General features: G+C 48.2%; 21 protein-coding genes and 2 pseudogenes. 17 read left to right on the plus strand and 6 right to left on the minus strand.

Annotated features, from left to right (window positions below; translation table 11 throughout):
* The first annotated feature begins 65 nt into the window (after positions 1-65).
* Together O1722_RS10170 and tdk are read left to right on the plus strand one after the other, a co-directional pair.
* Complete coding sequence (locus O1722_RS10170) at positions 66-254, plus strand: hypothetical protein (RefSeq protein ID WP_126498617.1); 189 nt, start codon at positions 66-68, stop codon at positions 252-254.
* A 41-nt stretch (positions 255-295) separates the two neighbouring features.
* Complete coding sequence (gene tdk / locus O1722_RS10175) at positions 296-910, plus strand: thymidine kinase (RefSeq protein WP_033486914.1); 615 nt, start codon at positions 296-298, stop codon at positions 908-910.
* Between the two features lie 70 nt (positions 911-980).
* Here the strand turns inward: tdk and adhE are convergent, their stop codons facing one another.
* On the minus strand, positions 981-3662 hold the full coding sequence (gene adhE / locus O1722_RS10180; protein ID WP_032103375.1) for a bifunctional acetaldehyde-CoA/alcohol dehydrogenase: 2682 nt from the start codon (positions 3660-3662) through the stop codon (positions 981-983).
* A 480-nt stretch (positions 3663-4142) separates the two neighbouring features.
* Here adhE and O1722_RS10185 point away from each other — a divergent pair, with 480 nt between their 5' ends.
* The 7 genes from O1722_RS10185 (at position 4143) to O1722_RS10215 (ending at position 12024) form a co-directional block, all read left to right on the plus strand.
* Positions 4143-4790 (plus strand): YchE family NAAT transporter, encoded by a 648-nt coding sequence (locus O1722_RS10185; protein WP_100151292.1) that lies wholly within the window; start codon positions 4143-4145, stop codon positions 4788-4790.
* Between the two features lie 770 nt (positions 4791-5560).
* Positions 5561-7192 (plus strand): oligopeptide ABC transporter substrate-binding protein OppA, encoded by a 1632-nt coding sequence (gene oppA / locus O1722_RS10190; RefSeq protein WP_003856736.1) that lies wholly within the window; start codon positions 5561-5563, stop codon positions 7190-7192.
* Between the two features lie 82 nt (positions 7193-7274).
* Positions 7275-8195, plus strand: a complete 921-nt coding sequence (gene oppB, locus O1722_RS10195; RefSeq protein WP_003856738.1) for an oligopeptide ABC transporter permease OppB — start codon at positions 7275-7277, stop codon at positions 8193-8195.
* A 12-nt stretch (positions 8196-8207) separates the two neighbouring features.
* Positions 8208-9116, plus strand: coding sequence for an oligopeptide ABC transporter permease OppC (oppC, locus tag O1722_RS10200; protein ID WP_003856740.1), 909 nt, complete (start codon positions 8208-8210; stop codon positions 9114-9116).
* Between the two features lie 11 nt (positions 9117-9127).
* Complete coding sequence (oppD, locus tag O1722_RS10205; RefSeq protein ID WP_017384234.1) at positions 9128-10141, plus strand: ABC transporter ATP-binding protein; 1014 nt, start codon at positions 9128-9130, stop codon at positions 10139-10141.
* Positions 10138-11142, plus strand: a complete 1005-nt coding sequence (gene oppF, locus O1722_RS10210; protein ID WP_033486846.1) for a murein tripeptide/oligopeptide ABC transporter ATP-binding protein OppF — start codon at positions 10138-10140, stop codon at positions 11140-11142. The genes oppD and oppF overlap by 4 nt, the downstream gene beginning before the upstream one ends.
* A gap of 45 nt (positions 11143-11187) precedes the next feature.
* The gene (locus O1722_RS10215; RefSeq protein WP_003856745.1) at positions 11188-12024 is read left to right on the plus strand and encodes an ion transporter; all 837 of its coding nucleotides are present in this window, start codon (positions 11188-11190) and stop codon (positions 12022-12024) included.
* Positions 12025-12055: 31 nt separating this feature from the next.
* Here the strand turns inward: O1722_RS10215 and O1722_RS10220 are convergent, their stop codons facing one another.
* Both O1722_RS10220 and cls read right to left on the minus strand, forming a co-directional pair.
* Complete coding sequence (locus tag O1722_RS10220) at positions 12056-12385, minus strand: HI1450 family dsDNA-mimic protein (protein ID WP_003856748.1); 330 nt, start codon at positions 12383-12385, stop codon at positions 12056-12058.
* 33 nt (positions 12386-12418) lie between these two features.
* The gene (gene cls / locus O1722_RS10225) at positions 12419-13879 is read right to left on the minus strand and encodes a cardiolipin synthase (protein WP_003856750.1); all 1461 of its coding nucleotides are present in this window, start codon (positions 13877-13879) and stop codon (positions 12419-12421) included.
* A 143-nt stretch (positions 13880-14022) separates the two neighbouring features.
* Between cls and O1722_RS10230 the strand changes: the two genes are divergently transcribed.
* The 4 genes from O1722_RS10230 (at position 14023) to leuE (ending at position 15565) form a co-directional block, all read left to right on the plus strand.
* A complete protein-coding gene (locus tag O1722_RS10230) occupies positions 14023-14196 on the plus strand; it encodes a YciY family protein (RefSeq protein WP_017384232.1) in 174 nt (57 codons plus the stop codon).
* A gap of 118 nt (positions 14197-14314) precedes the next feature.
* Positions 14315-14440: a KPN_01571 family protein gene (locus tag O1722_RS10235; protein ID WP_208971014.1), complete on the plus strand. Its 126-nt coding sequence runs from the start codon at positions 14315-14317 to the stop codon at positions 14438-14440.
* A gap of 11 nt (positions 14441-14451) precedes the next feature.
* Positions 14452-14862 (plus strand): Exc2 family lipoprotein, encoded by a 411-nt coding sequence (locus O1722_RS10240; RefSeq protein ID WP_033486847.1) that lies wholly within the window; start codon positions 14452-14454, stop codon positions 14860-14862.
* A 67-nt stretch (positions 14863-14929) separates the two neighbouring features.
* Positions 14930-15565, plus strand: a complete 636-nt coding sequence (leuE, locus tag O1722_RS10245) for a leucine efflux protein LeuE (RefSeq protein ID WP_006810877.1) — start codon at positions 14930-14932, stop codon at positions 15563-15565.
* Positions 15566-15675: 110 nt separating this feature from the next.
* On the opposite strand, the pseudogene O1722_RS10250 reads toward leuE, so the two are convergent.
* Positions 15676-16410: pseudogene (locus O1722_RS10250) on the minus strand (phage integrase); the annotation flags it as partial.
* Between O1722_RS10250 and O1722_RS10255 the strand changes: the two are divergent.
* The 4 genes and pseudogenes from O1722_RS10255 (at position 16360) to O1722_RS10270 (ending at position 20272) form a co-directional block, all read left to right on the plus strand.
* Positions 16360-16815, plus strand: a complete 456-nt coding sequence (locus O1722_RS10255; RefSeq protein WP_080296607.1) for a phage virion morphogenesis protein — start codon at positions 16360-16362, stop codon at positions 16813-16815. The pseudogene O1722_RS10250 and the gene O1722_RS10255 overlap by 51 nt on opposite strands.
* A gap of 166 nt (positions 16816-16981) precedes the next feature.
* Positions 16982-19357 carry a DUF4238 domain-containing protein gene (locus tag O1722_RS10260; RefSeq protein ID WP_072015909.1) on the plus strand — a complete coding sequence of 792 codons (2376 nt, stop codon included), beginning with the start codon at positions 16982-16984 and terminating at the stop codon, positions 19355-19357.
* Between the two features lie 228 nt (positions 19358-19585).
* Positions 19586-19975: pseudogene (locus O1722_RS10265) on the plus strand (phage late control D family protein); the annotation flags it as partial.
* 75 nt (positions 19976-20050) lie between these two features.
* Complete coding sequence (locus O1722_RS10270) at positions 20051-20272, plus strand: DNA-binding transcriptional regulator (protein ID WP_071963964.1); 222 nt, start codon at positions 20051-20053, stop codon at positions 20270-20272.
* Positions 20273-20427: 155 nt separating this feature from the next.
* Here the strand turns inward: O1722_RS10270 and O1722_RS10275 are convergent, their stop codons facing one another.
* Entirely contained in the window at positions 20428-21804 is a 1377-nt protein-coding gene (locus O1722_RS10275; protein ID WP_033486851.1) for an ApeA N-terminal domain 1-containing protein, read from the minus strand.
* A gap of 316 nt (positions 21805-22120) precedes the next feature.
* Positions 22121-22417, minus strand: coding sequence for a YciI family protein (locus O1722_RS10280; protein ID WP_003856755.1), 297 nt, complete (start codon positions 22415-22417; stop codon positions 22121-22123).
* Between the last annotated feature and the right edge of the window lie 125 nt (positions 22418-22542).

A 22542-nucleotide genomic window follows, 5' to 3' on the forward strand; every position in this document is an offset into this window, starting at 1 on the left:
AGCCTTTTGTATTACCCCGAGTAAGCGCAGCGAAGACAAGAATAGTTAATAAATAGTGAATTTTAATGAACGAAGAAGACACTATAAAAAGAAGTGTTATCTCTGGTTGCGGACTCACCTTATTGTCAGTGTTTAATGACTTTACTGCCTGTTTTAACGCATTATTTTGCGCCATTCGCGAAGGATTTACTGATGCATGGCAGGGTGGAGAGCGCAGCCCGCCGCTGATGACGGTACAAAATATGGTACAATGATCCATCGGGAATATTACACATTGATTAGGGTTCTTCGGCCAATGGCACAACTTTATTTCTACTATTCGGCAATGAATGCAGGGAAATCGACGGCGTTACTGCAATCCTCATACAATTATCAGGAGCGGGGGATGCGTACCGTTGTTTATACCGCCGAAATCGACGATCGCTTTGGGGCAGGGAAGGTGAGCTCAAGAATAGGGCTCTCGTCGCCTGCAAGGCTGTTTAACCCTGAAACGGACCTGCTGGAGGACATTCGTGCCGAGCATGCCACTAAGCCTGTCCATTGCGTGCTGGTAGATGAAAGCCAGTTCCTGACCCGAGAGCAGGTCCATGCGCTTTCAGAGGTCGTTGATGAGCTGGATATTCCCGTTCTTTGCTATGGATTACGTACCGATTTTCGTGGGGAGTTATTTGCCGGCAGTCAGTATCTGCTGGCCTGGTCGGATAAGCTGGTTGAGCTGAAAACAATCTGCTTTTGTGGCCGCAAGGCAAGTATGGTTCTTCGCCTGGACCAGTCGGGTAAACCCTATGCTGATGGCGAGCAGGTGGTGATAGGAGGCAATGAACGTTATGTCTCGGTCTGCCGCAAGCATTATAAAGAGGCGCTGGCTGTAGGCTCGCTGACGGCGTTACAGGGCGACAATCGAAAATAATAAGAATGTTTTACGGATCCTCAGATATAAAAAAACCCGCCAGCGGCGGGTTTTTTTATCATACTGTCAATCAAGCATTTTTCTTCGCTTTCTTGTCAGCCTTTACAACTGCGGGGATTTCAACTTTTACGGCAGCGACATCGCTTTCAGTGAAGTTACGACCGTAATAAGTATCCAGCAGGATCTGTTTCAGTTCGGAAATCAGTGGGTAGCGCGGGTTAGCACCAGTACACTGGTCATCGAATGCATCTTCAGACAGCTTATCTACGTGAGCGAGGAAGTCAGCTTCCTGAACGCCTGCTTCGCGGATAGATTTAGGAATACCCAGTTCAGCCTTCAGGCTCTCCAGCCATGCCAGCAGTTTCTCGATCTTCGCGGCAGTACGGTCGCCCGGTGCGCTCAGACCCAGGTGATCTGCGATTTCAGCATAACGACGGCGCGCCTGTGGGCGGTCGTACTGGCTGAATGCAGTCTGCTTGGTTGGGTTGTCGTTTGCGTTATAGCGGATAACGTTGCTGATCAACAGGGCGTTCGCCAGACCGTGAGGAATGTGGAACTGTGAACCCAACTTGTGCGCCATGGAGTGACAGACACCCAGGAAGGCGTTAGCAAACGCAATGCCCGCGATGGTTGCCGCACTGTGTACACGTTCACGCGCAACAGGGTTTTTCGAACCTTCGTTGTAAGAAGCTGGCAGGTTTTCTTTCAGCAGTTTCAGCGCCTGCAAAGCCTGACCGTCAGAGAACTCAGAAGCCAGTACGGAAACGTAAGCTTCCAGAGCGTGAGTTACCGCATCCAGACCACCGAACGCACACAGTGATTTCGGCATTTCCATGACCAGGTTGGCGTCAACGATAGCCATATCTGGCGTCAGTGCGTAGTCAGCCAGCGGGTATTTCTGACCGGTTGCGTCATCAGTCACAACGGCAAATGGCGTCACTTCTGAACCAGTACCGGAAGTGGTGGTGACGGCGATCATTTTCGCTTTCACGCCCATTTTCGGGAACTTGTAGATACGTTTACGGATATCCATAAAGCGCAGCGCCAGTTCTTCGAAGTGAGTTTCCGGATGCTCGTACATCACCCACATAATTTTCGCGGCGTCCATTGGGGAACCGCCACCCAGTGCGATGATCACATCAGGTTTGAAGGAGTTCGCCAGTTCAGCGCCTTTACGTACAACGCTCAGGGTTGGGTCAGCTTCAACTTCAAAGAAGACTTCAGTTTCAACGCCAGCCGCTTTCAGAACAGAGGTGATCTGGTCTGCATAGCCATTGTTGAACAGGAAACGGTCGGTCACGATGAGCGCACGTTTGTGGCCATCAGTAATCACTTCATCCAGCGCGATTGGCAGAGAGCCGCGGCGGAAGTAGATAGATTTCGGAAGTTTGTGCCACAACATGTTTTCAGCTCGCTTAGCAACGGTTTTCTTGTTGATCAGGTGTTTTGGACCAACGTTTTCAGAGATGGAGTTACCACCCCAGGAACCACAACCCAGAGTCAGGGAAGGTGCGAGTTTGAAGTTGTACAGGTCACCGATACCACCCTGAGAAGCAGGAGTGTTGATCAGGATACGTGCCGTCTTCATCTTCTGACCGAAGTAAGCAACACGCTCAGGCTGGTTATCCTGGTCGGTGTACAGGCAAGAGGTGTGGCCGATACCGCCCATCGCCACCAGCTTCTCTGCTTTATCTACCGCGTCATCGAAATCTTTCGCACGGTACATTGCCAGCGTCGGGGAGAGTTTCTCGTGAGCAAACGGCTCACTTTCATCAACGACTTTCACTTCACCAATCAGAATCTTGGTGGTAGCAGGGACGCTAAAGCCAGCGAGCTCAGCGATTTTATATGCAGGCTGACCTACGATAGCCGCGTTCAGCGCACCATTTTTCAGAATCACGTCCTGAACGGCTTTCAGTTCTTTACCTTGCAACAGGTAGCCGCCGTGGCTGGCGAAACGTTCACGAACGGCGTCGTATACCGAATCAACCACGACAACAGACTGTTCAGATGCACAGATAACGCCGTTATCGAAGGTTTTAGACATCAGCACAGAGGCAACAGCACGCTTGATATCAGCCGTTTCGTCGATCACCACAGGGGTATTACCTGCGCCTACGCCGATGGCTGGTTTACCGGAGCTGTACGCAGCTTTAACCATACCAGGACCACCGGTCGCCAGAATCAGGTTAATGTCCGGGTGATGCATCAGTGCGTTGGACAGTTCAACAGAAGGTTGGTCGATCCAGCCGATGAGATCTTTTGGCGCACCCGCCGCAATGGCAGCCTGAAGCACGATATCTGCTGCTTTGTTGGTGGCATCCTTCGCACGTGGATGCGGGGAGAAAATGATTGCGTTACGTGTCTTCAGACTGATGAGAGATTTGAAGATGGCGGTAGAGGTTGGGTTAGTGGTTGGAACGATACCGCAAATGATGCCGATCGGTTCTGCGATGGTGATGGTGCCGAAAGTATCGTCTTCTGACAGCACACCGCAGGTTTTCTCATCTTTATAGGCGTTGTAGATATACTCTGAAGCAAAGTGGTTTTTGATCACTTTATCTTCAACGATACCCATGCCAGATTCGGCAACGGCCATTTTAGCGAGAGGGATTCGAGCATCAGCAGCAGCCAGAGCGGCCGCGCGGAAGATTTTATCAACCTGTTCTTGGGTGAAATTGGCATATTCACGCTGGGCTTTTTTTACGCGCTCGACGAGGGCGTTCAGTTCAGCGATATTGGTAACAGCCATAATGCTCTCCTGATAATGTTTAAACTCTTTTAGTAAACCAGCGCTCGATACGTCTGACAGTATAGTCAGAGCCGATCCCACTTGCGTAACACACAGTAAAACAAAGGATTACTCACTGCTCCAGCTCACTAATTTACTAAAAGAGCCTTACCTTAGCATCATACCTTTTTGATAGGTGATCTCCCTGGCGGCGTAACCAAGATTACTCACTTCTGAGTACGAAAATTATGATCGAGATCAATTTTGTCCTAAGCTGATACCTTTCAGCAGGGTTATTTTGTGCTAATTATTCAACTGTTAAATAATTAAGTAACTATTGGAAGCAGCGATATCATTGATTACACAAATGTTTAACATCATGAATTGATAACGTTTAAGAACAGATTTCTGGTGAAGTATGCGGCTAAAAAGCGTATCTTCAGCGCGGATTTATCATGACACGCAGTTTCTCCCTGGCCATGCTCAATTGCGGAGCTTAATGTGATTCAAACGCTCTTTGATTTCCCTACATATTTCAAGTTTTTTATCGGCTTGTTTGCTCTGGTTAACCCGGTAGGGATCATCCCTGTCTTCATTAGTATGACCAGCTATCAGACGGCTGCGGCACGAAATAAAACCAACCTGACGGCAAACCTGTCGGTGGCGATCATCCTACTTACCTCTCTTTATCTCGGAGACGCCATTCTTCAGGTCTTCGGCATCTCAATTGATTCGTTCCGTATAGCAGGCGGGATCCTGGTGGTGACGATTGCCATGTCGATGATCAGCGGCAAGCTGGGGGAGGATAAACAGAACAAGCAGGAAAAATCAGAGACAGCTATCCGCGAGAGCATCGGGGTTGTGCCACTGGCACTGCCGCTGATGGCGGGCCCGGGGGCGATCAGTTCCACTATTGTCTGGGGAACGCGCTACCACAGCCTGATGCACCTGATTGGCTTTTCCGTCGCTATTGCGCTGTTCGCGCTGTGCTGCTGGGGTGTATTTCGTATGGCGCCATGGCTGGTTCGCTTTCTGGGACAAACGGGCATCAACGTGATTACCCGTATCATGGGTCTGTTGTTAATGGCGTTGGGCATCGAATTTATCGTTACCGGTATTAAAAGTATATTCCCCGGGTTAGTACACTGACTTTCATTTGAAAGAGCGGAGCCAGCGGCTCCGTTTTTTTTACGTGATTATCTGCAAATCATATAAATAAAGTTGAAATAGGCGCCAGTCATAATAAGTTCTACTAATAATCCTCTTCTGTTGTTTTTCAAGGGGTTGTTTATTTTCATTTCCCCTTGCCGCGCATAAATCCCTCAAACCCTCTGTTATTTTACTCACATGATACTCTGGGGCTTGCTGACAGATAACCGAAATGATATTAGTAATTTCGACGCTGACTCAGACGAATGTGCTAAATAATAATCAATTGTTAAATTATCGTGAAAAATCGTTCGGCCAAGCTTTGTCGTCGCGTTTGTAGCAACAAAATTTCTTATCTGTATGAATTACATCTCTTTTTGTTGATTTCGGCGTAAGCCAGGGTTGGCACCACAGTTATGCCAGCCATCGCAAAAGAGAAATGCTTAACAAATTTGCAAAATGTATTGGCGAGAGTTGGCACCATTTGGTACTTTCCGGCCTTATATTTTGCAGCATTAAACAAGTTGATGAGAACTATTTTCATATAGCCCTCACATAAGATATCCAACGCATCTCTCTGACAGGGGAGAGGTGTAAAGAATCGACGCAAGACCGCCGTACGAGCGGTCAGTAATAATGAAGTCGGTGATAGCAAGAAGTAAAAAAAGAACCTGACAGTAGCAAAAAAAACTCCTGCGCTGTACAGGCCCCAACAGGGGATTACACAACTGGCGAAGGCCGGTCATTATAATGAGTGGAGTATCAACACAATGTCCATCATCACAAAAAAAAGTCTGGTAGCGGCGGGGATTTTAACTGCGCTAATCGCGGGCAACGCTGCAATGGCTGCGGACGTTCCTGCTGGTGTTCAGCTGGCTGAGAAGCAAACGCTGGTACGTAATAACGGTGCGGAAGTGCAGTCTCTTGATCCGCACAAAATTGAAGGTGTTCCAGAGTCTAACGTTAACCGCGATCTGTTTGAAGGTCTGCTGGTGACTGACGTAGACGGCCACCCGGCTCCGGGCGTGGCGGAAAAATGGGACAACAAAGATTTTAAAGTCTGGACCTTCCATCTGCGTAAAGATGCGAAATGGTCTGACGGTACGCCGGTTACCGCCGAAGATTTCGTCTATAGCTGGCAGCGTCTGGCGGATCCGAATACCGCCTCCCCGTATGCGAGTTACCTCCAGTATGGCCATATTGCCAATATCGATGACATCATCACGGGTAAAAAGCCAGTTACCGACCTGGGCGTAAAAGCCATCGATGCCAACACCTTTGAAGTGACGTTGAGCGAACCTGTTCCGTACTTCTATAAGCTGCTGGTTCACCCGTCCGTCTCCCCGGTACCAAAATCCGCAGTAGAAAAATTTGGTGAAAAATGGACGCAGCCTGCGAATATCGTGACCAACGGTGCATATAAGCTGAAGGACTGGGTCGTTAACGAACGTATGGTGCTGGAGCGCAACCCGCAGTATTGGGATAATGCGAAGACCGTTATCAATCAGGTCACCTACCTGCCAATCTCTTCTGAAGTGACGGACGTAAACCGCTACCGCAGCGGTGAAATCGACATGACCTATAACAATATGCCGATTGAACTGTTCCAGAAGCTGAAAAAAGAGATCCCTAAAGAAGTTCACGTCGATCCGTATCTGTGCACCTACTATTACGAAATTAACAACCAGAAAGCACCGTTCACCGACGTACGTGTTCGTACCGCACTGAAGCTGGCTCTGGATCGCGACATTATCGTGAATAAAGTGAAGAATCAGGGCGACCTGCCGGCTTACAGCTACACCCCGCCTTACACCGACGGTATGAAGCTGGTTGAACCTGAATGGTTCAAATGGTCCCAGGAAAAACGTAACGAAGAAGCGAAAAAACTGCTGGCTGAAGCTGGCTATACCGCCGACAAGCCGCTGACCTTTAGCCTGTTGTACAACACCTCCGATCTGCATAAAAAGCTGGCTATTGCCGTCGCGTCAATCTGGAAGAAAAACCTCGGCGTGAACGTGAAGCTGGAAAACCAGGAATGGAAAACCTTCCTCGATACGCGCCACCAGGGAACCTTTGACGTGGCTCGTGCAGGATGGTGTGCGGACTATAACGAACCGACCTCATTCCTGAACACCATGCTGAGCGACAGTTCGAACAATACCGCACACTATAAGAGCCCGGCGTTTGATAAGCTGATTGGCGAAACCCTGAAGGTGGCAGATGACGCCCAGCGCGCCGATCTGTACGCGAAATCAGAACAACAGCTCGATAAAGACTCTGCGATCGTTCCGGTTTACTACTACGTTAACGCCCGCCTGGTGAAACCATGGGTAGGGGGTTATACCGGTAAAGACCCGTTGGATAATATTTCCGTTAAGAATCTTTATATTATCAAGCATTAATGGCAATACGTGGGGCGAGCGAGCTTGCCCCACTGTGTCTATTTTGTAACATTCATCAGGCACACGCCAGAAGGTACGGGCAATGTTGAAATTTATCCTGCGTCGCTGTCTTGAAGCGATTCCAACGTTATTTATTCTAATTACAATTTCCTTCTTCATGATGCGTCTTGCACCGGGCAGTCCTTTTACCGGTGAACGCACGCTTCCGCCAGAAGTTATGGCCAACATCGAAGCGAAATACCATTTAAACGATCCTATCACCACGCAGTACTTCAACTATCTGAAGCAGCTTGCACACGGTGATTTTGGTCCGTCATTTAAATATAAAGACTATTCCGTTAACGACCTGGTGGCGTCCAGCTTCCCGGTATCGGCTAAATTAGGGGCTGCTGCATTTATCCTGGCCGTTGTTCTCGGTGTCACTGCGGGCGTTATCGCTGCGCTAAAACAAAATACCCGATGGGATTACGCCGTAATGGGGGTCGCAATGACCGGGGTGGTTATCCCCAGCTTCGTTGTCGCGCCGTTGCTGGTCATGATATTCGCCATAACCCTGAAATGGCTTCCCGGGGGCGGCTGGAACGGCGGGGCGCTGAAGTTCATGATATTGCCGATGGTGGCATTATCTCTGGCCTACATCGCCAGCATCGCCCGTATTACCCGCGGTTCAATGATTGAAGTCCTGCACTCGAACTTCATCCGTACCGCCCGTGCGAAAGGGCTGCCGATGCGCCGGATTATTTTCCGTCATGCCCTCAAGCCTGCACTGTTACCGGTACTCTCCTATATGGGTCCGGCTTTCGTCGGCATTATCACGGGTTCAATGGTGATTGAAACCATTTATGGTCTGCCGGGCATCGGGCAGCTGTTTGTTAACGGCGCGCTTAACCGTGACTATTCGCTGGTGCTGAGCCTGACGATCCTCGTGGGCGCGCTGACCATTCTGTTTAATGCCGTTGTCGATGTGCTATATGCCGTTATCGACCCGAAAATCCGTTACTAACTGGAGCACGCCATGATGTTGAGTAAGAAAAACAGCGAGGCGCTGGAAAACTTCAGTGAAAAGCTGGAGGTCGAAGGTCGTAGCCTTTGGCAGGACGCCCGCCGTCGTTTTATGCATAACCGTGCCGCCGTTGCCAGCCTGGTCGTGCTGGTGCTTATCGCGCTGTTCGTAACCCTGGCACCCATGCTCTCTCAGTTCACCTATTTCGATACGGACTGGGGCATGATGTCCAGCGCGCCGGATATGGAATCCGGGCACTATTTCGGCACCGACTCCTCCGGGCGTGATTTGCTGGTGCGTGTGGCGATTGGCGGCCGTATCTCCCTGATGGTTGGCATCGCGGCGGCGCTGGTGGCGGTGATTGTCGGCACGCTTTACGGCTCGCTTTCCGGTTACCTCGGCGGGAAAGTGGACTCCGTGATGATGCGTCTGCTAGAAATCCTGAACTCCTTCCCGTTCATGTTCTTCGTCATTCTGCTGGTGACCTTCTTTGGTCAAAATATCCTGCTAATCTTCGTGGCGATCGGGATGGTGTCCTGGCTGGATATGGCGCGTATTGTGCGCGGCCAGACGCTGAGCCTCAAACGTAAGGAGTTTATCGAAGCCGCACAGGTTGGGGGCGTTTCTACCGCCAATATTGTGGTGCGTCATATCGTTCCTAACGTGCTGGGCGTGGTGGTGGTATACGCCTCTCTGCTGGTGCCAAGTATGATCCTGTTTGAATCTTTCCTGAGCTTTCTGGGATTAGGTACGCAGGAGCCGTTGAGTAGCTGGGGCGCTCTGTTAAGTGATGGCGCAAACTCCATGGAAGTGTCACCGTGGTTACTGCTGTATCCGGCGGGCTTCCTGGTCGTCACCCTGTTCTGTTTCAACTTTATCGGCGATGGCCTGCGTGATGCCCTCGACCCGAAAGACCGTTAAGGAGCGCCGTCATGACCATTATTGAAACGGCAACCGCGCCACAGGCGCAACAGCGGACCAGCGCACTGCTGGACGTTAAAGACCTCCGCGTGACGTTTAAAACCCCCGACGGTGATGTTACTGCCGTTAACGATCTCAACTTCGACCTGCGTGCCGGTGAAACGCTGGGCATTGTGGGCGAATCCGGTTCCGGTAAATCCCAGACCGCATTCGCGCTGATGGGCCTGCTGGCGTCAAACGGCGTGATCGGCGGTTCGGCGACGTTTAACGGGAAAGAGATCCTGAATTTGCCGGAACATGAGCTGAACAAGCTGCGCGCCGAGCAGATTTCAATGATTTTCCAGGATCCGATGACGTCCCTGAACCCCTATATGCGGGTGGGTGAACAGCTGATGGAAGTGCTGATGCTCCACAAGGGGCTGGGCAAAGCCGAAGCGTTTGAAGAGTCCGTCAAAATGCTGGATGCGGTGAAAATGCCTGAAGCACGCAAGCGCATGCGCATGTATCCGCACGAGTTTTCCGGCGGTATGCGTCAGCGCGTTATGATCGCGATGGCATTGCTTTGCCGGCCAAAACTGCTGATCGCTGATGAACCGACCACCGCCCTGGACGTGACCGTTCAGGCGCAGATCATGACGTTGCTGAATGAGCTGAAGCGCGAGTTCAACACCGCCATCATCATGATTACCCACGATTTAGGCGTCGTTGCCGGGATCTGCGACAAAGTGTTAGTCATGTATGCAGGCCGCACGATGGAATACGGTAATGCTCGCGATGTGTTCTACCAGCCAGCCCATCCGTACTCTATCGGGCTGCTGAATGCCGTTCCGCGTCTTGATGCGGAAGGGGAGTCGCTGCTGACTATCCCGGGTAACCCGCCAAACCTGCTGCGCCTGCCAAAAGGCTGCCCGTTCCAGCCGCGTTGTCCGCATGCGATGGAAATCTGTAACAGCGCACCGCCGCTGGAAGCGTTTGCCCCAGGCCGTCTGCGCGCCTGCTTTAAGCCGCTGGAGGAGCTGGTATGAACGCGATCGACGAAAAAAGAAATGTGCTGCTCGAAATCGCTGACCTGAAGGTCCATTTCGATATCAAAGACGGTAAACAGTGGTTCTGGCAGCCTGCCAAAACCCTGAAAGCGGTGGATGGCGTCACGTTGCGCCTGTACGAAGGCGAAACTCTGGGCGTGGTAGGCGAATCCGGCTGCGGCAAATCGACGTTTGCGCGGGCGATCATCGGCCTGGTGAAGGCTACCGACGGGAAAGTGGCCTGGCTTGGCAAAGATCTGCTGGGGATGAAGCCGGATGAATGGCGCGACGTGCGCAGCGACATCCAGATGATTTTCCAGGATCCACTTGCGTCCCTGAACCCGCGTATGACCATTGGCGAAATCATTGCCGAGCCGCTGCGCACCTATCATCCGAAGATGCCGCGCCAGGAAATTCGCGATCGGGTGAAAGCGATGATGCTCAAGGTGGGTCTGCTGCCTAACCTCATCAACCGCTACCCACACGAGTTTTCCGGCGGTCAGTGCCAGCGTATCGGTATCGCACGCGCGTTGATCCTTGAACCAAAACTGATTATCTGTGATGAGCCGGTTTCGGCGCTGGACGTTTCCATCCAGGCCCAGGTGGTTAACCTGCTACAGAAACTGCAACGGGAAATGGGGCTGTCGCTGATCTTCATCGCCCACGATCTGGCGGTGGTAAAACACATTTCGGACCGTGTGCTGGTCATGTATCTGGGCCACGCCGTAGAGCTGGGCACGTATGATGAGGTGTACCACAATCCTTTGCACCCTTATACCAAAGCGCTGATGTCTGCGGTTCCCGTTCCGGACCCCGATCTGGAAAAAAATAAAACCATTCAGCTTCTGGAAGGTGAACTGCCTTCGCCAATCAACCCGCCTTCAGGCTGCGTATTCCGTACTCGATGCCCAATAGCCGGGCCGGAATGTGCAAAAACACGGCCGGTTCTGGAGGGCAGTTTCCGACATGCGGTTTCCTGCCTGAAAGTAGACTCGTTATAATCGCAAGGGCTGACATGATGTCAGCCCTTATTTTTCGAGGTTAATGTGTCGCGATTATTCACGTCGGCCCGTCAGCGGCTGTATCACCTTTTATTTGATCCTGAAACGGTTTCCGGTCGCCGCTTCGAAGGTCTGTGTGGTTTATTTGCGCTGATTAGCGTCATTATTATCTTTATCGAATCCGGCGCCGGAACGCAGTACCACATGACGTATGAGGAGTGGCACGTTTTCGTCTGGCTGGAATTGATTGTCACGCTGGTGTTTACTGCGGAATATGTGCTGAGGGTCATTAGCTGGCCGAATCCGGCGAAATACGTTTTCAGCTTCTGGGGATTTATTGATTTAGCCACCATCCTGCCGCTGTATGTCATGTGGCTGTGGCCTGAGATCAGCCTGAATTATGTGTTTGCCTGGCGTGCAATGCGGGCGATTCGTGTGTTACGGATTCTCAAACTGCTGCGCTTTATGCCGTCGCTGCGGGTTTTTTGGGTTGCCATTGTCAGCGCCCGCCACCAGCTGATTCTCTTCTATTCGTTTATTGCTATCGTGATGATCGTTTTTGGCTCCCTGATGTATTTAATCGAAGGGCCGAAATACGGGTTTACCACGCTTAATGCGTCTGTTTACTGGGCTATCGTCACGGTGACCACCGTGGGCTATGGCGATATTACCCCGCATACGCCGCTCGGACGTATTGTGGCATCGGTTCTTATCCTGATCGGCTATTCGGTGATAGCGATTCCGACGGGGCTAATTACCACCCATATGAGCAGCGCCTTCCAGAACAGCAAGCAGCAACGCAAATGTCCGAATTGTCAGCAGGGGAATCATGAACCCGGCGCGCGGTTTTGTCACCGCTGTGGAAATGCCTTACCGGATTAAATAAAAAAGGCTGCGCGGGCAGCCTTTTTTATTATTCGCGCCAGAGAATATGGCACAGTTTGTGATCTTTCTCGCGGCATAGCAGGACGCGGGCAAAGATGTCGTTAATTTCTCCGCCGTCTTCATCTGCCAGGCCAATCACCACCTCGGCGAAGAAGTCCGGGTTGAGGTCAAAATCAACGTGTTCGGCCCAGTCTTCAGCCGGATCGAACAGCTCAGCACCGCCACGCTCTTCAAATTGCAGGTTGAAAAGAATGACGTCAGCAGGGTCGAGATTATCGACCGCCAGCTCGAGAAAAATATCGTAGGCCTGTTCGAGCGTTTCGTCTTCGGTCAGGCGATTGTTCAGATCCATTTCCATGATGACTACCTGTTAAACATCGTTGGGCACGTTTTACAGCAACGGACTAAAGAAGTAAAACAGTCGTTCGGCAATTCGCTGCCACAGCGGACGTTTCGCCCACAGTCTGGCGTCCAGCAGGCGTGAGCGGGAGATATAATCGTCCTGAACCGCTGCCAGATCGCCACCGAACCCGGCGTCATCAATGACCAGCGTAATTTCAAAATTCAGCCACAGACTGCGCATATCGAGGTTGACGGTACCCACCAGGCTCAGCTCTCCGTCCACCAGCACGCTCTTGGTGTGTAACAGGCCGCCTTCGAACTGATAAATTTTAACGCCTGCGGCCAGCAGCTCACTAAAGAACGCGCGGCTTGCCCATCCTACCAGCAGCGAATCGTTCTTGCGCGGCATAATAATGCTCACATCCACTCCGCGCTGTGCCGCTGTACAGATGGCATGCAGAAGGTCGTCGCTGGGAACGAAATAGGGCGTGGTCATGATCAGATATTCCCGCGCGGAGTAGGCGGCGGTAAGCAGTGCCTGATGGATCAGATCTTCCGGGAAGCCAGGACCGGAGGCGATAGTGTGGATAGTGTGCCCGCTGGCTTCCTCAAACGGCATGATATTGCCATCCGGCGGCGGGGGAAGAATGCGTTTACCGGTTTCAATTTCCCAGTCGCAGGAGTAGACGATGCCCATTGAGGTCGCGATCGGTCCCTCCATCCGCGCCATCAGATCGATCCATTGCCCCACGCCGGAATCCTGCTTGAAGAAGCGGGGGTCAACCATGTTCATGCTGCCGGTGTAGGCGATGTAGTTATCGATCAGAACCATTTTCCGGTGCTGGCGGAGATCCATGCGGCGCAGAAAGACGCGGAAAAGATTCACTTTCAGCGCCTCGACCACCTCGATACCGGCGTTGCGCATCATGCCTGCCCACGGGCTACGGAAAAAGGCCACGCTGCCGGCGGAGTCCAGCATCAGGCGGCAGTGGATACCGCGACGTGCAGCGGCCATTAGCGATTCGGCGACCTGGTCCGCCATGCCGCCCGGCTGCCAGATATAAAACACCATCTCGATATTATGCCGGGCGAGCTGGATATCACGGATCAGCGCCTGCATCACATCATCAGAAGAGGTCATCAGTTGCAGCTGATTGCCTTTTACCCCAGCAATCCCCTGGCGGCGTTCGCACAGCTTGAACAGAGATGCGGCCACGCTACTGTTCTCTTCAGCGAAGATATGCTTGCAGGCTTTAAGGTCGGCAAGCCATTTCGCCGTGGAGGGCCACATGGCGCGGGCGCGTTCGGCGCGGCGTTTACCCAGATGAAGTTCACCGAAAGAGAGATAGGCGATGATGCCCACCAGCGGCAGAATGTAGATAATCAGAAGCCAGGCCATGGCGGAAGGTACCGCTCTGCGTTTCATCAGAATGCGCAACGTCACCCCGGCAATTAACAGCCAGTATCCTAAAATGACCAGCCAACTCACCACGGTGTAGAAGGTTGTCATAAATAAAAAATCCTTTTGAAAGCGTATTGTTATGAGTTTACGCATCAGGATTCATCTGGCAAATAAAAACGGCAGATAAAAGCGCTGGTTTGCCGCCTGCTTAGGCATATAATGGCATCTCTGTTAGAGAAAGAGTTGTAGACATGAAGCGCAGTAGAACTGAAGTTGGGCGCTGGCGCATGTTGCGACAGGTGAGTCGTCGTAAGGCTCGTTGGCTGGAAGCACAATCCCGCCGCAATATGCGTATCCACGCCATCAGAAAATGTGGACTGAACAGACACCGTAACGCGCTGTTGTTCGCGGTCCAGGACATCTGAAAAGCATGAAGGGCACCGTAAAGGTGCCCATTAAACATCCAGGCTATCAATTTTTGCAGTCTCTTCCCATCTGCTTTCCGCGATATACTAAGTCCCCATAACGTCATGATATTAAAAGATGAATCCTTATCTCTGGATTTTTATTGTACTTTTGGCGCTGGATGCGCTCAGGGAAGATTTAGGACTTTCGTCATTTTCCTCATTGGCAGATTATGTTTTCGCATGGGGAATACATTTTTATTAAAGGAAAAAAGGATGAACGGAAAAGTAATGGCAGCACTCTTTGGGATTGCGATATTAAGCGGTTGTGCCAGCAGCAAAACCTCACCCGAACGGCACGCGTTTTATTTCGTGTCGCATCAGTCCAGCTTTACTGGCGGCAATTACACCTCCAGCGTGCAGAAAAATTATCAGCTGAACGTGGCGCAGTTCCGCGAGCTTTATGCCCGTGGCAAAGCTGACCGCGCGCAAGGGCGGACTGAGGCTGAAGCCAGTGAATACGCGCAAAGCATTCGCGATCAGCTAAAAGAAAATGCGAAGTCGCAGGAATTGTTCGCAGGCAACGCGAAGGATAAATGGTCTTCGGACATGGACAGTAAAGACGCCCTATTATTTGGTAACGAACTGGCCGCGACTTATCTTGATGGCTATAACGGCGTACAATAGCGCAACTGATTCAGGGGATACCGTAATTACCGGTATCCCCGCTGTTTTTGAGCGAAAGGAGTGAGACGTGTTTGCGGAGTTTGGTGTACTGAATTTCTGGACCTATGTTGTCGGCGCATTTTTTATCGTGCTGGTTCCAGGACCGAACACCTTGTTTGTGCTGAAAACAGGGATTGGCCACGGCGTTAAGAAAGGCTATCTGGCAGCCACCGGTGTGTTTATTGGTGATGCCGTGCTGATGTTTCTGGCCTGGGCGGGCGTCGCCGCGTTGATCCAGACCACTCCGGTTTTATTTAATATTGTCCGCTATCTGGGCGCGTTTTATCTGCTGTGGCTGGGCGGAAAAATGCTCTGGTCCGTTATGACGCGTCAAAAAAATGCGCACGAAAGTAGCGCCGAACCGGCAAGCGCAATCCTTAAGCGTTCGCTGGTGCTTAGCCTGACGAACCCGAAAGCGATTCTCTTTTACGTGTCGTTCTTCGTGCAGTTCATTGATGTCAATGCGAAGAATACCGGCACGTCGTTCCTGATCCTCGCCACAACGCTTGAGCTGATCAGCTTCATGTACATGAGCTTCCTGATTTTTTCAGGCGCGTTTGTCACGCGTTACCTCAAAACTAAAAAGAAACTGGCGAAGCTGGGGAACGGGCTGATAGGACTGCTGTTTGTCGGATTTGCGGCGAGGCTGGCGTCGCTGCACTGAATGAAGAAAAGGCTCCCGAGGGGGCCTTTTTAATGTCTGGCGTAGCTGGGAAGCCGCGCCAGACAAGGCTTCACGTTATACTACTAGCAGCCAAAAGCCATAAAAAGCGGCTAGGGTGTGGACACATTGTGGACACTCTGACAACCATTTGCACCCTTCAACGGGTTAAGCGAAATCGCATCCTGCAGGTACTGAGGAGCGAAGTGCGCATAGACCATTGTCTGCGCAATTTTCGTATGACCTAAGATCCTCTGCAGTGTAATGATGTTGCCCCCGTTAATCATAAAGTGCGTGGCGAAAGAGTGTCGTAGCGCATGTGTTGCTTGTCCGGCCGGTAAATCGGGCTTAACCTCTTTGAGGGTTCGCCTGAAGTCAGCATAACTGGCTTCAGGAAAAAGAAAGCCTCGTGTTTTGCCGACTACGTAAGCCGCAACGTCATCAGAGATCGGGACCGTACGCGGTGTGTTGGTTTTCGTCTTAACGAAAGACACCCGGTTATGAATCACGTTCTCCGCTTTCAGCCTTGCAGCCTCACCCCATCTTGCCCCGGTACTCAGACACAAGACGGCAATTTTACGATTATCTCCTGAAAGCGCTGCCAGTAAGGCGTCAATTTCCTCAAGAGTGAGATAGCCCGTTTCGGCAGTCTGCTCTTTCAGTTTTTTGAACCCCCTAAACGGATGCTCGCCGTTATACATTTCTGACTCAATCAGGGTAGTAAACATCCCACCTAATGTAATCAGGTCGCGGTTGATGGTAGTTGGCTTAATACCTTCAGCCCGGCGTTGAGCACAATATTGCGTTATCAGGCTCTTGGTGATCTGGAAAGCGCATGGGTTGCTGCTCTGTCACCTGCAGGGCGTCGAAAGCTTGCCGGTGAGATTGCGAAACAGCTCAGAGCGGCGCAGCAGCAACGCATCAAACAGCAAAAAGCCCCGGACGGCTCACCGTATCAGGTGCGAAAGCGTCAGCCTCTCAGGGCTAAAAGAGGTCGGATTAAGCGGGCGATGTTTCAAAAGCTGCGCACTAACCGGTACATGAAAGCCAGTGGCCGTGAAAATAGTGCCGTGGTGGAATTTACCGGCAAAGTGCAGCGCATCGCGCGTGTCCATCAGTACGGCCTAAAGGACCGGCCAAATCCGCGCGCTAAGGACGTACAGTACGCAGAACGGCAGCTACTCGGATTTAGCAGAGAACATGAGCAGTTCGTCGAAATGCTTGTGATTGGCTATCTAAAGAAGTTTCACTAAACATTTGTTAAAGCAAAATGCATAATTTAAAGTTAGTTTGTAACACCAAACTATCTGAATTGACTATAATAACTTGCCTCCCTATGTGAAAATTTATTTTTCCTAAGGTGATGTTTTTTCATATGAATTGTGAATGAATTAACTATGTGTAATGGTGTGAGGGAAAATGACTACAACACGAGAAAATCATTATGTTCCGGTATGGCATCAAAAGGGATTTATGGATGGGAGGGATAATCATTTATGTTATTTGACGCGTAGGGAATTCCCATTAAAAAATTCTGAGGTTAAAATTGTCAATGAAAAAAAATGGTATAACCCCACTCAGAAGCTGTATCTAAAGGATTTATATTCAATATTATTTGATGGTGATATTAATGACGATATAGAAAGAAAATTGTTTGGCCCAATCGATGATAATGGTTCGAGGGCTGTTCGGGCTTTTTTGACTGACGACCAAGGGCAATGGCATCATAACTTTAAGGAGTTTTTTACTTATCTGGATGCCCAAAAGTTACGAACTCCCAAAGGTTTGGAATGGATTAAAACTCAGTATCATGGTTTAACCCAGGAAAACCTTATGGTCGAGATGCAATCACTCAGGACTATGCATTGTACATTGTGGGCAGAAGGTGTAAGGGAATTTGTATCAGCTGAGGACTCAGATGTTAAATTCATTACCTCGGATCATCCAGTAACTATCTATAATTACGCTTGTCCTCCCGATTCAGATGCATGTCTGTATCCTAGAGACCCTGATATCTCTTTGAAGGGTTCCCAGACTATATTTCCTCTGGATAAAAATCGGTGTTTGATTTTAACTAATTTAGAGTATGCACGATCTCCAGAAAATGTAAATCCTTTGGAACAACGCACTAATGCTACACGTTTGCGTCAGAGTATGGTTAATACTATTAATTTTATCAATACTCGCAAGCTAACAAGAGAGCAAGTAATTCAAATAAACTATATTATTAAATCGAGATCAAAAGAATGTATCGCAGCTGGAAGAGAGGAATGGCTTTTTCCGGAAGATGATATTTCATGTGATTGGTCTCAGCTAAAAAACACTCTCTTACCACAATTAAGTGATTTATTTGGGTTTGGGGGGGAAATGTTTGTCAAATTTGATGATGGATCCGTTCACTATCAAGATGAGTTTGGTAGGACAACTTATAAAAATGAATATCTAATGAAAAAAATAGACGAGTCACAGATGGGTTGTAATGACCCTTGTGGTTGCGGTAGCGGAAAGAAATATAAAAAATGCTGTAAAGATATACCGGTGGGTATGCGAACGACGTGGGATTTTATTAGTATTAGAGAAAGGAATATTTGTTTTTGTCAATGTATAAAAGATGTGTTAGGGCTTAATAATGGAAAGTCCTGGGATGATGTTAGAAAGGGGTTGTCAGAGAAGCAAGTTAGGGAAATCTATGAGTTTTATGAATTTCTTTGGCCTAAGGATACAGACATATATTCGTTGCTGCCAAAACCAGACGGGAAAAGTCGCGCATTATATTCAGGTCTGTTAGATATCAGGGCTATATACTCTAATGCGGTGCCGATGTCATCATTTTTTGATGAGTTTATAATCCAAAGTCCCGTAACTAACCCAATAAATATTAAGCCTGAATTTAATCCTATTCATCGCTCCGAGGATTTTAAATATCAAGCACTAAAAGAGTTTTTGTTTATGCTTGAGTTGGAACCGTTTATAGATAAGGGCTTGGTTAATATTATTCCAGATCCAACTGAATTTGATATTCAGTTGAAATTGGAAATGATGAGGATGGTTAAAAAACGAAGGCATAAGCAAGTTGTATATAATGGAGATGAATTTCAATATCATCGTAGCTTGATAATTCAAGATGTGTTGAATTCATCGGTGGGGCTGCCAAGGGAAGCTAAAGTTAATTACATTGCTCAGCAGATGAGCATTGATTTTAAAGAGGCTGAACTACGCTTTGATGATTTTGAAAAGGTTTCTGAAAATTCGCCCTTAATGATGTTGCAAGATACAACAGTGCAGGGTAGTGGGCAGGTTATGTTTAATAAGATGGAGCCTAATTATGAAATGTCATTGTTTATTGCTCAGGTGACAGGTTCTGTTGTGGTGACCGATAGTTTTGCTAGATGGGAACAATTAATGTCTGCTCAGCATCGTGAATTAGGAATGATAAGTTTTCCTTGGGGTGAAATGCTTCTTGACCTTAATAAGTTGCCAATTGATGCTGCCTACATGGAATCGTTTTGCAAATCACAGGGTGTGTTTGCAAATATCAGAAATCTGATTCGATCTTTGGTGCGGATGTTAGATGCACAGGATTATGATGTTCAGCATTTATCCAATGCTAAAAAAACGATTAATGAAGTAATGGCAGGTGTTGACCAGTCTCGAGAGTCATTAATAATGAGAGGCTTGAAAATATCATGTCCAAAGTATGGTTTTCATGATGATAATGTTCAGCGTTTGTTGCTTAGCTCGAGTTGTTTAAAGTATAAGCGATATGTGACGGCTATTATTGGTATTGATATTTAATGTGGGTTTGTGAGTGGAATGCTTCTGAATTTAAATTTGATTTTTTAGATGCTAAAAATACTCTCAGAGAGTTTCGTGATATTTCAAATTAGATTGTGGAAGAAATCTTAGAACTACGTGTGTTGTTTGAGCCACCATAAAACCCCTTTCAATTGCCGCTGGCCTCGCCCGGCGGCATCCTTTCCCCATGAATAATCTAAATTCTCTGCAGGAAATCGCACGCGCGATCCGAAAGCGACCAAAACCACGGCAAAGGTAAAAGCCAAAAAAGAGCAGGAAGCCCGCGAGGGTGAGTATATGGCCGGTGAGTCTGACAACGTGCTGGAGCTAACAACCATCTACGCGACAAAGGCGCAGGCCATGCGCGCCGCTCAGGCAAAGTGGGACAAGCTACAGCGTGGTGTCGCTGAGTTTTCAATCTCGCTGGCTAATGGCAGGGCTGATTTATTTCCTGAAACGCCGATAGCGGTGAAAGGCTTTAAGCGCGTTATAGACGAGCAGGCTTGGATCATCAGCCGGGTGGTGCATAACCTTAACGGGAACGGCTACACGACGGGCTTAGAGCTTGAGGTTAAGGTTTCGGAGGTGGAGTATGAAAGCGAAGAGATAACACAATAAAGTTGTTTATGTGTTTGATATATAAGGTTTTAATGGTTAAGATTGATGCATCAATAACGCTCTGAGGTACTCGCCATGTTCCACTGTCCAAAATGCCATTACGCCGCCCACGCTCGCACTAGTCGCTATTTTTCCGATACGACAAAAGAGCGTTATCATCAGTGCACAAACATCAACTGCAGTTGCACGTTCGTCACCACTGAGACGGTCGAGCGTTTCATTGTATCGCCGGGTGAAGTCGTGCCAGTGCCACCGCACCCGACGCAATCAGGACAGCAACAAATCACGTGGATGTGACAAAAGAAAGCCCGGCAAATGCGGGGCTTTTGTTCGATGTTTTTAATATGTACCTTACCAGAAGGAACTCTTTTTATTCAGTATGTTAGACGAAAAATCTTCGCAAAAGCAATCTTTCAAAGTTATTATTGTTTGAGGGTATAAATTTATGCTGTTTATTTTGAAAGTGAATATTTTAAAAGCTTATTCAATTTACATGAATTATTTTCCACGCGAAGATTTAATTTTTCGATAGGAAAGTTAATATGATTTAGGAATAACAAGTTTAATAGACATTCCATGAATACGATGAGTTTGTACATGTCAATCCCATCCACGGCTGCGTTTTCAGCTGATGGGTCATAGTGAGTTTTATAATTTCTGGTCGTGCTTATTTTTCTTGCTAGCTTAGCTAGGGTTCTTTGATTGCCGATTAAATTTGAAAATGGAGCCATCAGGAGTTCCAGCCTTCTATTAAGACTTATTTCATTACCATGCATAGTTCTTCCTTTAAGCCATTTAACATGTTCCTCAGGACAGGAATTCAGCAATTCTTCTACTAATTTTTTAAAAAGGTCCTCATCCATGTATTTTTCACTACTAGTTCTTCTGTGGAAAGTTTCTAAACCTTGAACTAAAGAGAGAAATCTTGCATCGAGTAGGGCATTTTGACCGGTGAAAGAGGAAAAATAAAGTGAAATAGATGGTAGCAAGAGATCGTGGGAAGTGCTCCATTTTCGTATTAATTCACCAAGATCACCCTCTATATGCTTATAAAGAAAGTTCATATCATGAAAAGAAATGTTTTCTTTCTTTGCATATGCTGCACTTTTATAGAATATTTTAATGATTTTATCTTCAGTAAAAGTCTTGGCTACTAAATCTGAAATTACTAATGGGGTGCCAATAAATAATGATATCAATCTCAAGATCTTATGCGCCATTTTGTCCAGTTCAGACAGCGCACAAGGTTTGTCAGAAGTAAGGTTAAAAAAAGCTTTTTGTGTGAATTTCGCTTCAGTAATATTCGGAAATCCCGGTATGGAATATGAGAAATCTATAGAAAGACTAAACCCTTCTCCTAAATCAAAATAAATAGGGTTGGGTTTGTTATAATAAATGGCATTAGGTTTCTCTGAGTTACTCGACTGTCTCTCTACTTTTATCCCTGAAATTGACAACCATTCATCTAAGTGATCGAATCGAAAAGTTAGTGATTTTAAGTGTAAGTCGTTAGGGTTAGTAAGTAGATCACCTGTATAAACATGATTAACCAATAAAGTCGCGCTACCATTTGACATCCCACCAAATGAAATGTCCTGTTTTGTATAAAAACAATCTGAGAAAGTTATGTAACCAAGATGATCAGTATATCCATGAACAGTATCAAAGATATCATTATCAGGAGATGTAGTGTCACCTTCGAAGAGACCTTTTAACTCGATATGTATATTTTCATTCTCCCTCATAATAAAAGTACCGAATATCTTACTGCCTTCACCGCCAGGAAGCCAAAAATAACCGTCCTGAACTATTTCATTTTTGAGTCTCATATAATTCCCTTTGTTTAGTAAGTCATGATGGAAAGATAAACAATAATAACATGGATATTACTAAAAACTCCATGGTTGAACTATGAAAATAAATGGTGACTCACATTTCGATTAATGGACAATCATGAAGTTCCCTAAATTAAAGTCTTTAAAAAAATAGAAGGACATTGATATCATTTACCACTGATACGAGAAACCCCCGCATTTGCGGGGCTTCTCTTATCGATGTGGTCAATTTGTGGACGCGACCTGATATAAATCCTTTTATTTCATTGTGTTGAAGCGATTTCAAAAGCTCCCGAGGGAGCCTTTCGTTTCAGAACACTTTTTTATACGGGCGAACCGTGACTTTCTCGTACACGCCGGCTGCGACGTACGGGTCTGCTTCTGCCCAGGCCTGTGCGGCTTCCAGAGATTCAAACTCGGCAATCACCGTGGAGCCGGTAAAACCCGCCGCGCCCGGATCGTTGCTGTCAACGGCAGGCATCGGACCTGCGGTCAGCAACCGACCTTCATCCTGTAGCAACTGTAAACGCGCCAGATGAGCAGGGCGAACGGAAAGACGTTTTTCCAGAGAATCAGGTACATCTTCAGCGTAAATCACGTAAAGCACGGCAAAGCTCCTTAACCGGTAAAAGTGACAATTACGTTATGTGAAAGCACAAATGACTGCAATGTAAAGATAATAACAATGTTAAAACCCTGATCTGGATGCCCCTTTTTTGCCCTCATGTACGC

Source organism: Enterobacter cloacae complex sp. HYC003_NIDB (assembly GCF_056673375.1).

What these genes read in the sequence shown, in the direction of transcription:
- O1722_RS10170 (WP_126498617.1), top strand. Translation starts at nt 66, where the DNA reads ATGAACGAAGAAGACACTATAAAAAGAAGTGTTATCTCTGGTTGCGGA.
- tdk (WP_033486914.1), top strand. Translation starts at nt 296, where the DNA reads ATGGCACAACTTTATTTCTACTATTCGGCAATGAATGCAGGGAAATCG.
- adhE (WP_032103375.1), bottom strand. Translation starts at nt 3,662, where the DNA reads ATGGCTGTTACCAATATCGCTGAACTGAACGCCCTCGTCGAGCGCGTA.
- oppA (WP_003856736.1), top strand. Translation starts at nt 5,561, where the DNA reads ATGTCCATCATCACAAAAAAAAGTCTGGTAGCGGCGGGGATTTTAACT.
- oppB (WP_003856738.1), top strand. Translation starts at nt 7,275, where the DNA reads ATGTTGAAATTTATCCTGCGTCGCTGTCTTGAAGCGATTCCAACGTTA.
- oppC (WP_003856740.1), top strand. Translation starts at nt 8,208, where the DNA reads ATGATGTTGAGTAAGAAAAACAGCGAGGCGCTGGAAAACTTCAGTGAA.
- oppD (WP_017384234.1), top strand. Translation starts at nt 9,128, where the DNA reads ATGACCATTATTGAAACGGCAACCGCGCCACAGGCGCAACAGCGGACC.
- oppF (WP_033486846.1), top strand. Translation starts at nt 10,138, where the DNA reads ATGAACGCGATCGACGAAAAAAGAAATGTGCTGCTCGAAATCGCTGAC.
- O1722_RS10220 (WP_003856748.1), bottom strand. Translation starts at nt 12,385, where the DNA reads ATGGAAATGGATCTGAACAATCGCCTGACCGAAGACGAAACGCTCGAA.
- cls (WP_003856750.1), bottom strand. Translation starts at nt 13,879, where the DNA reads ATGACAACCTTCTACACCGTGGTGAGTTGGCTGGTCATTTTAGGATAC.
- O1722_RS10230 (WP_017384232.1), top strand. Translation starts at nt 14,023, where the DNA reads ATGAAGCGCAGTAGAACTGAAGTTGGGCGCTGGCGCATGTTGCGACAG.
- O1722_RS10235 (WP_208971014.1), top strand. Translation starts at nt 14,315, where the DNA reads ATGAATCCTTATCTCTGGATTTTTATTGTACTTTTGGCGCTGGATGCG.
- O1722_RS10240 (WP_033486847.1), top strand. Translation starts at nt 14,452, where the DNA reads ATGAACGGAAAAGTAATGGCAGCACTCTTTGGGATTGCGATATTAAGC.
- O1722_RS10260 (WP_072015909.1), top strand. Translation starts at nt 16,982, where the DNA reads ATGACTACAACACGAGAAAATCATTATGTTCCGGTATGGCATCAAAAG.
- O1722_RS10270 (WP_071963964.1), top strand. Translation starts at nt 20,051, where the DNA reads ATGTTCCACTGTCCAAAATGCCATTACGCCGCCCACGCTCGCACTAGT.
- O1722_RS10275 (WP_033486851.1), bottom strand. Translation starts at nt 21,804, where the DNA reads ATGAGACTCAAAAATGAAATAGTTCAGGACGGTTATTTTTGGCTTCCT.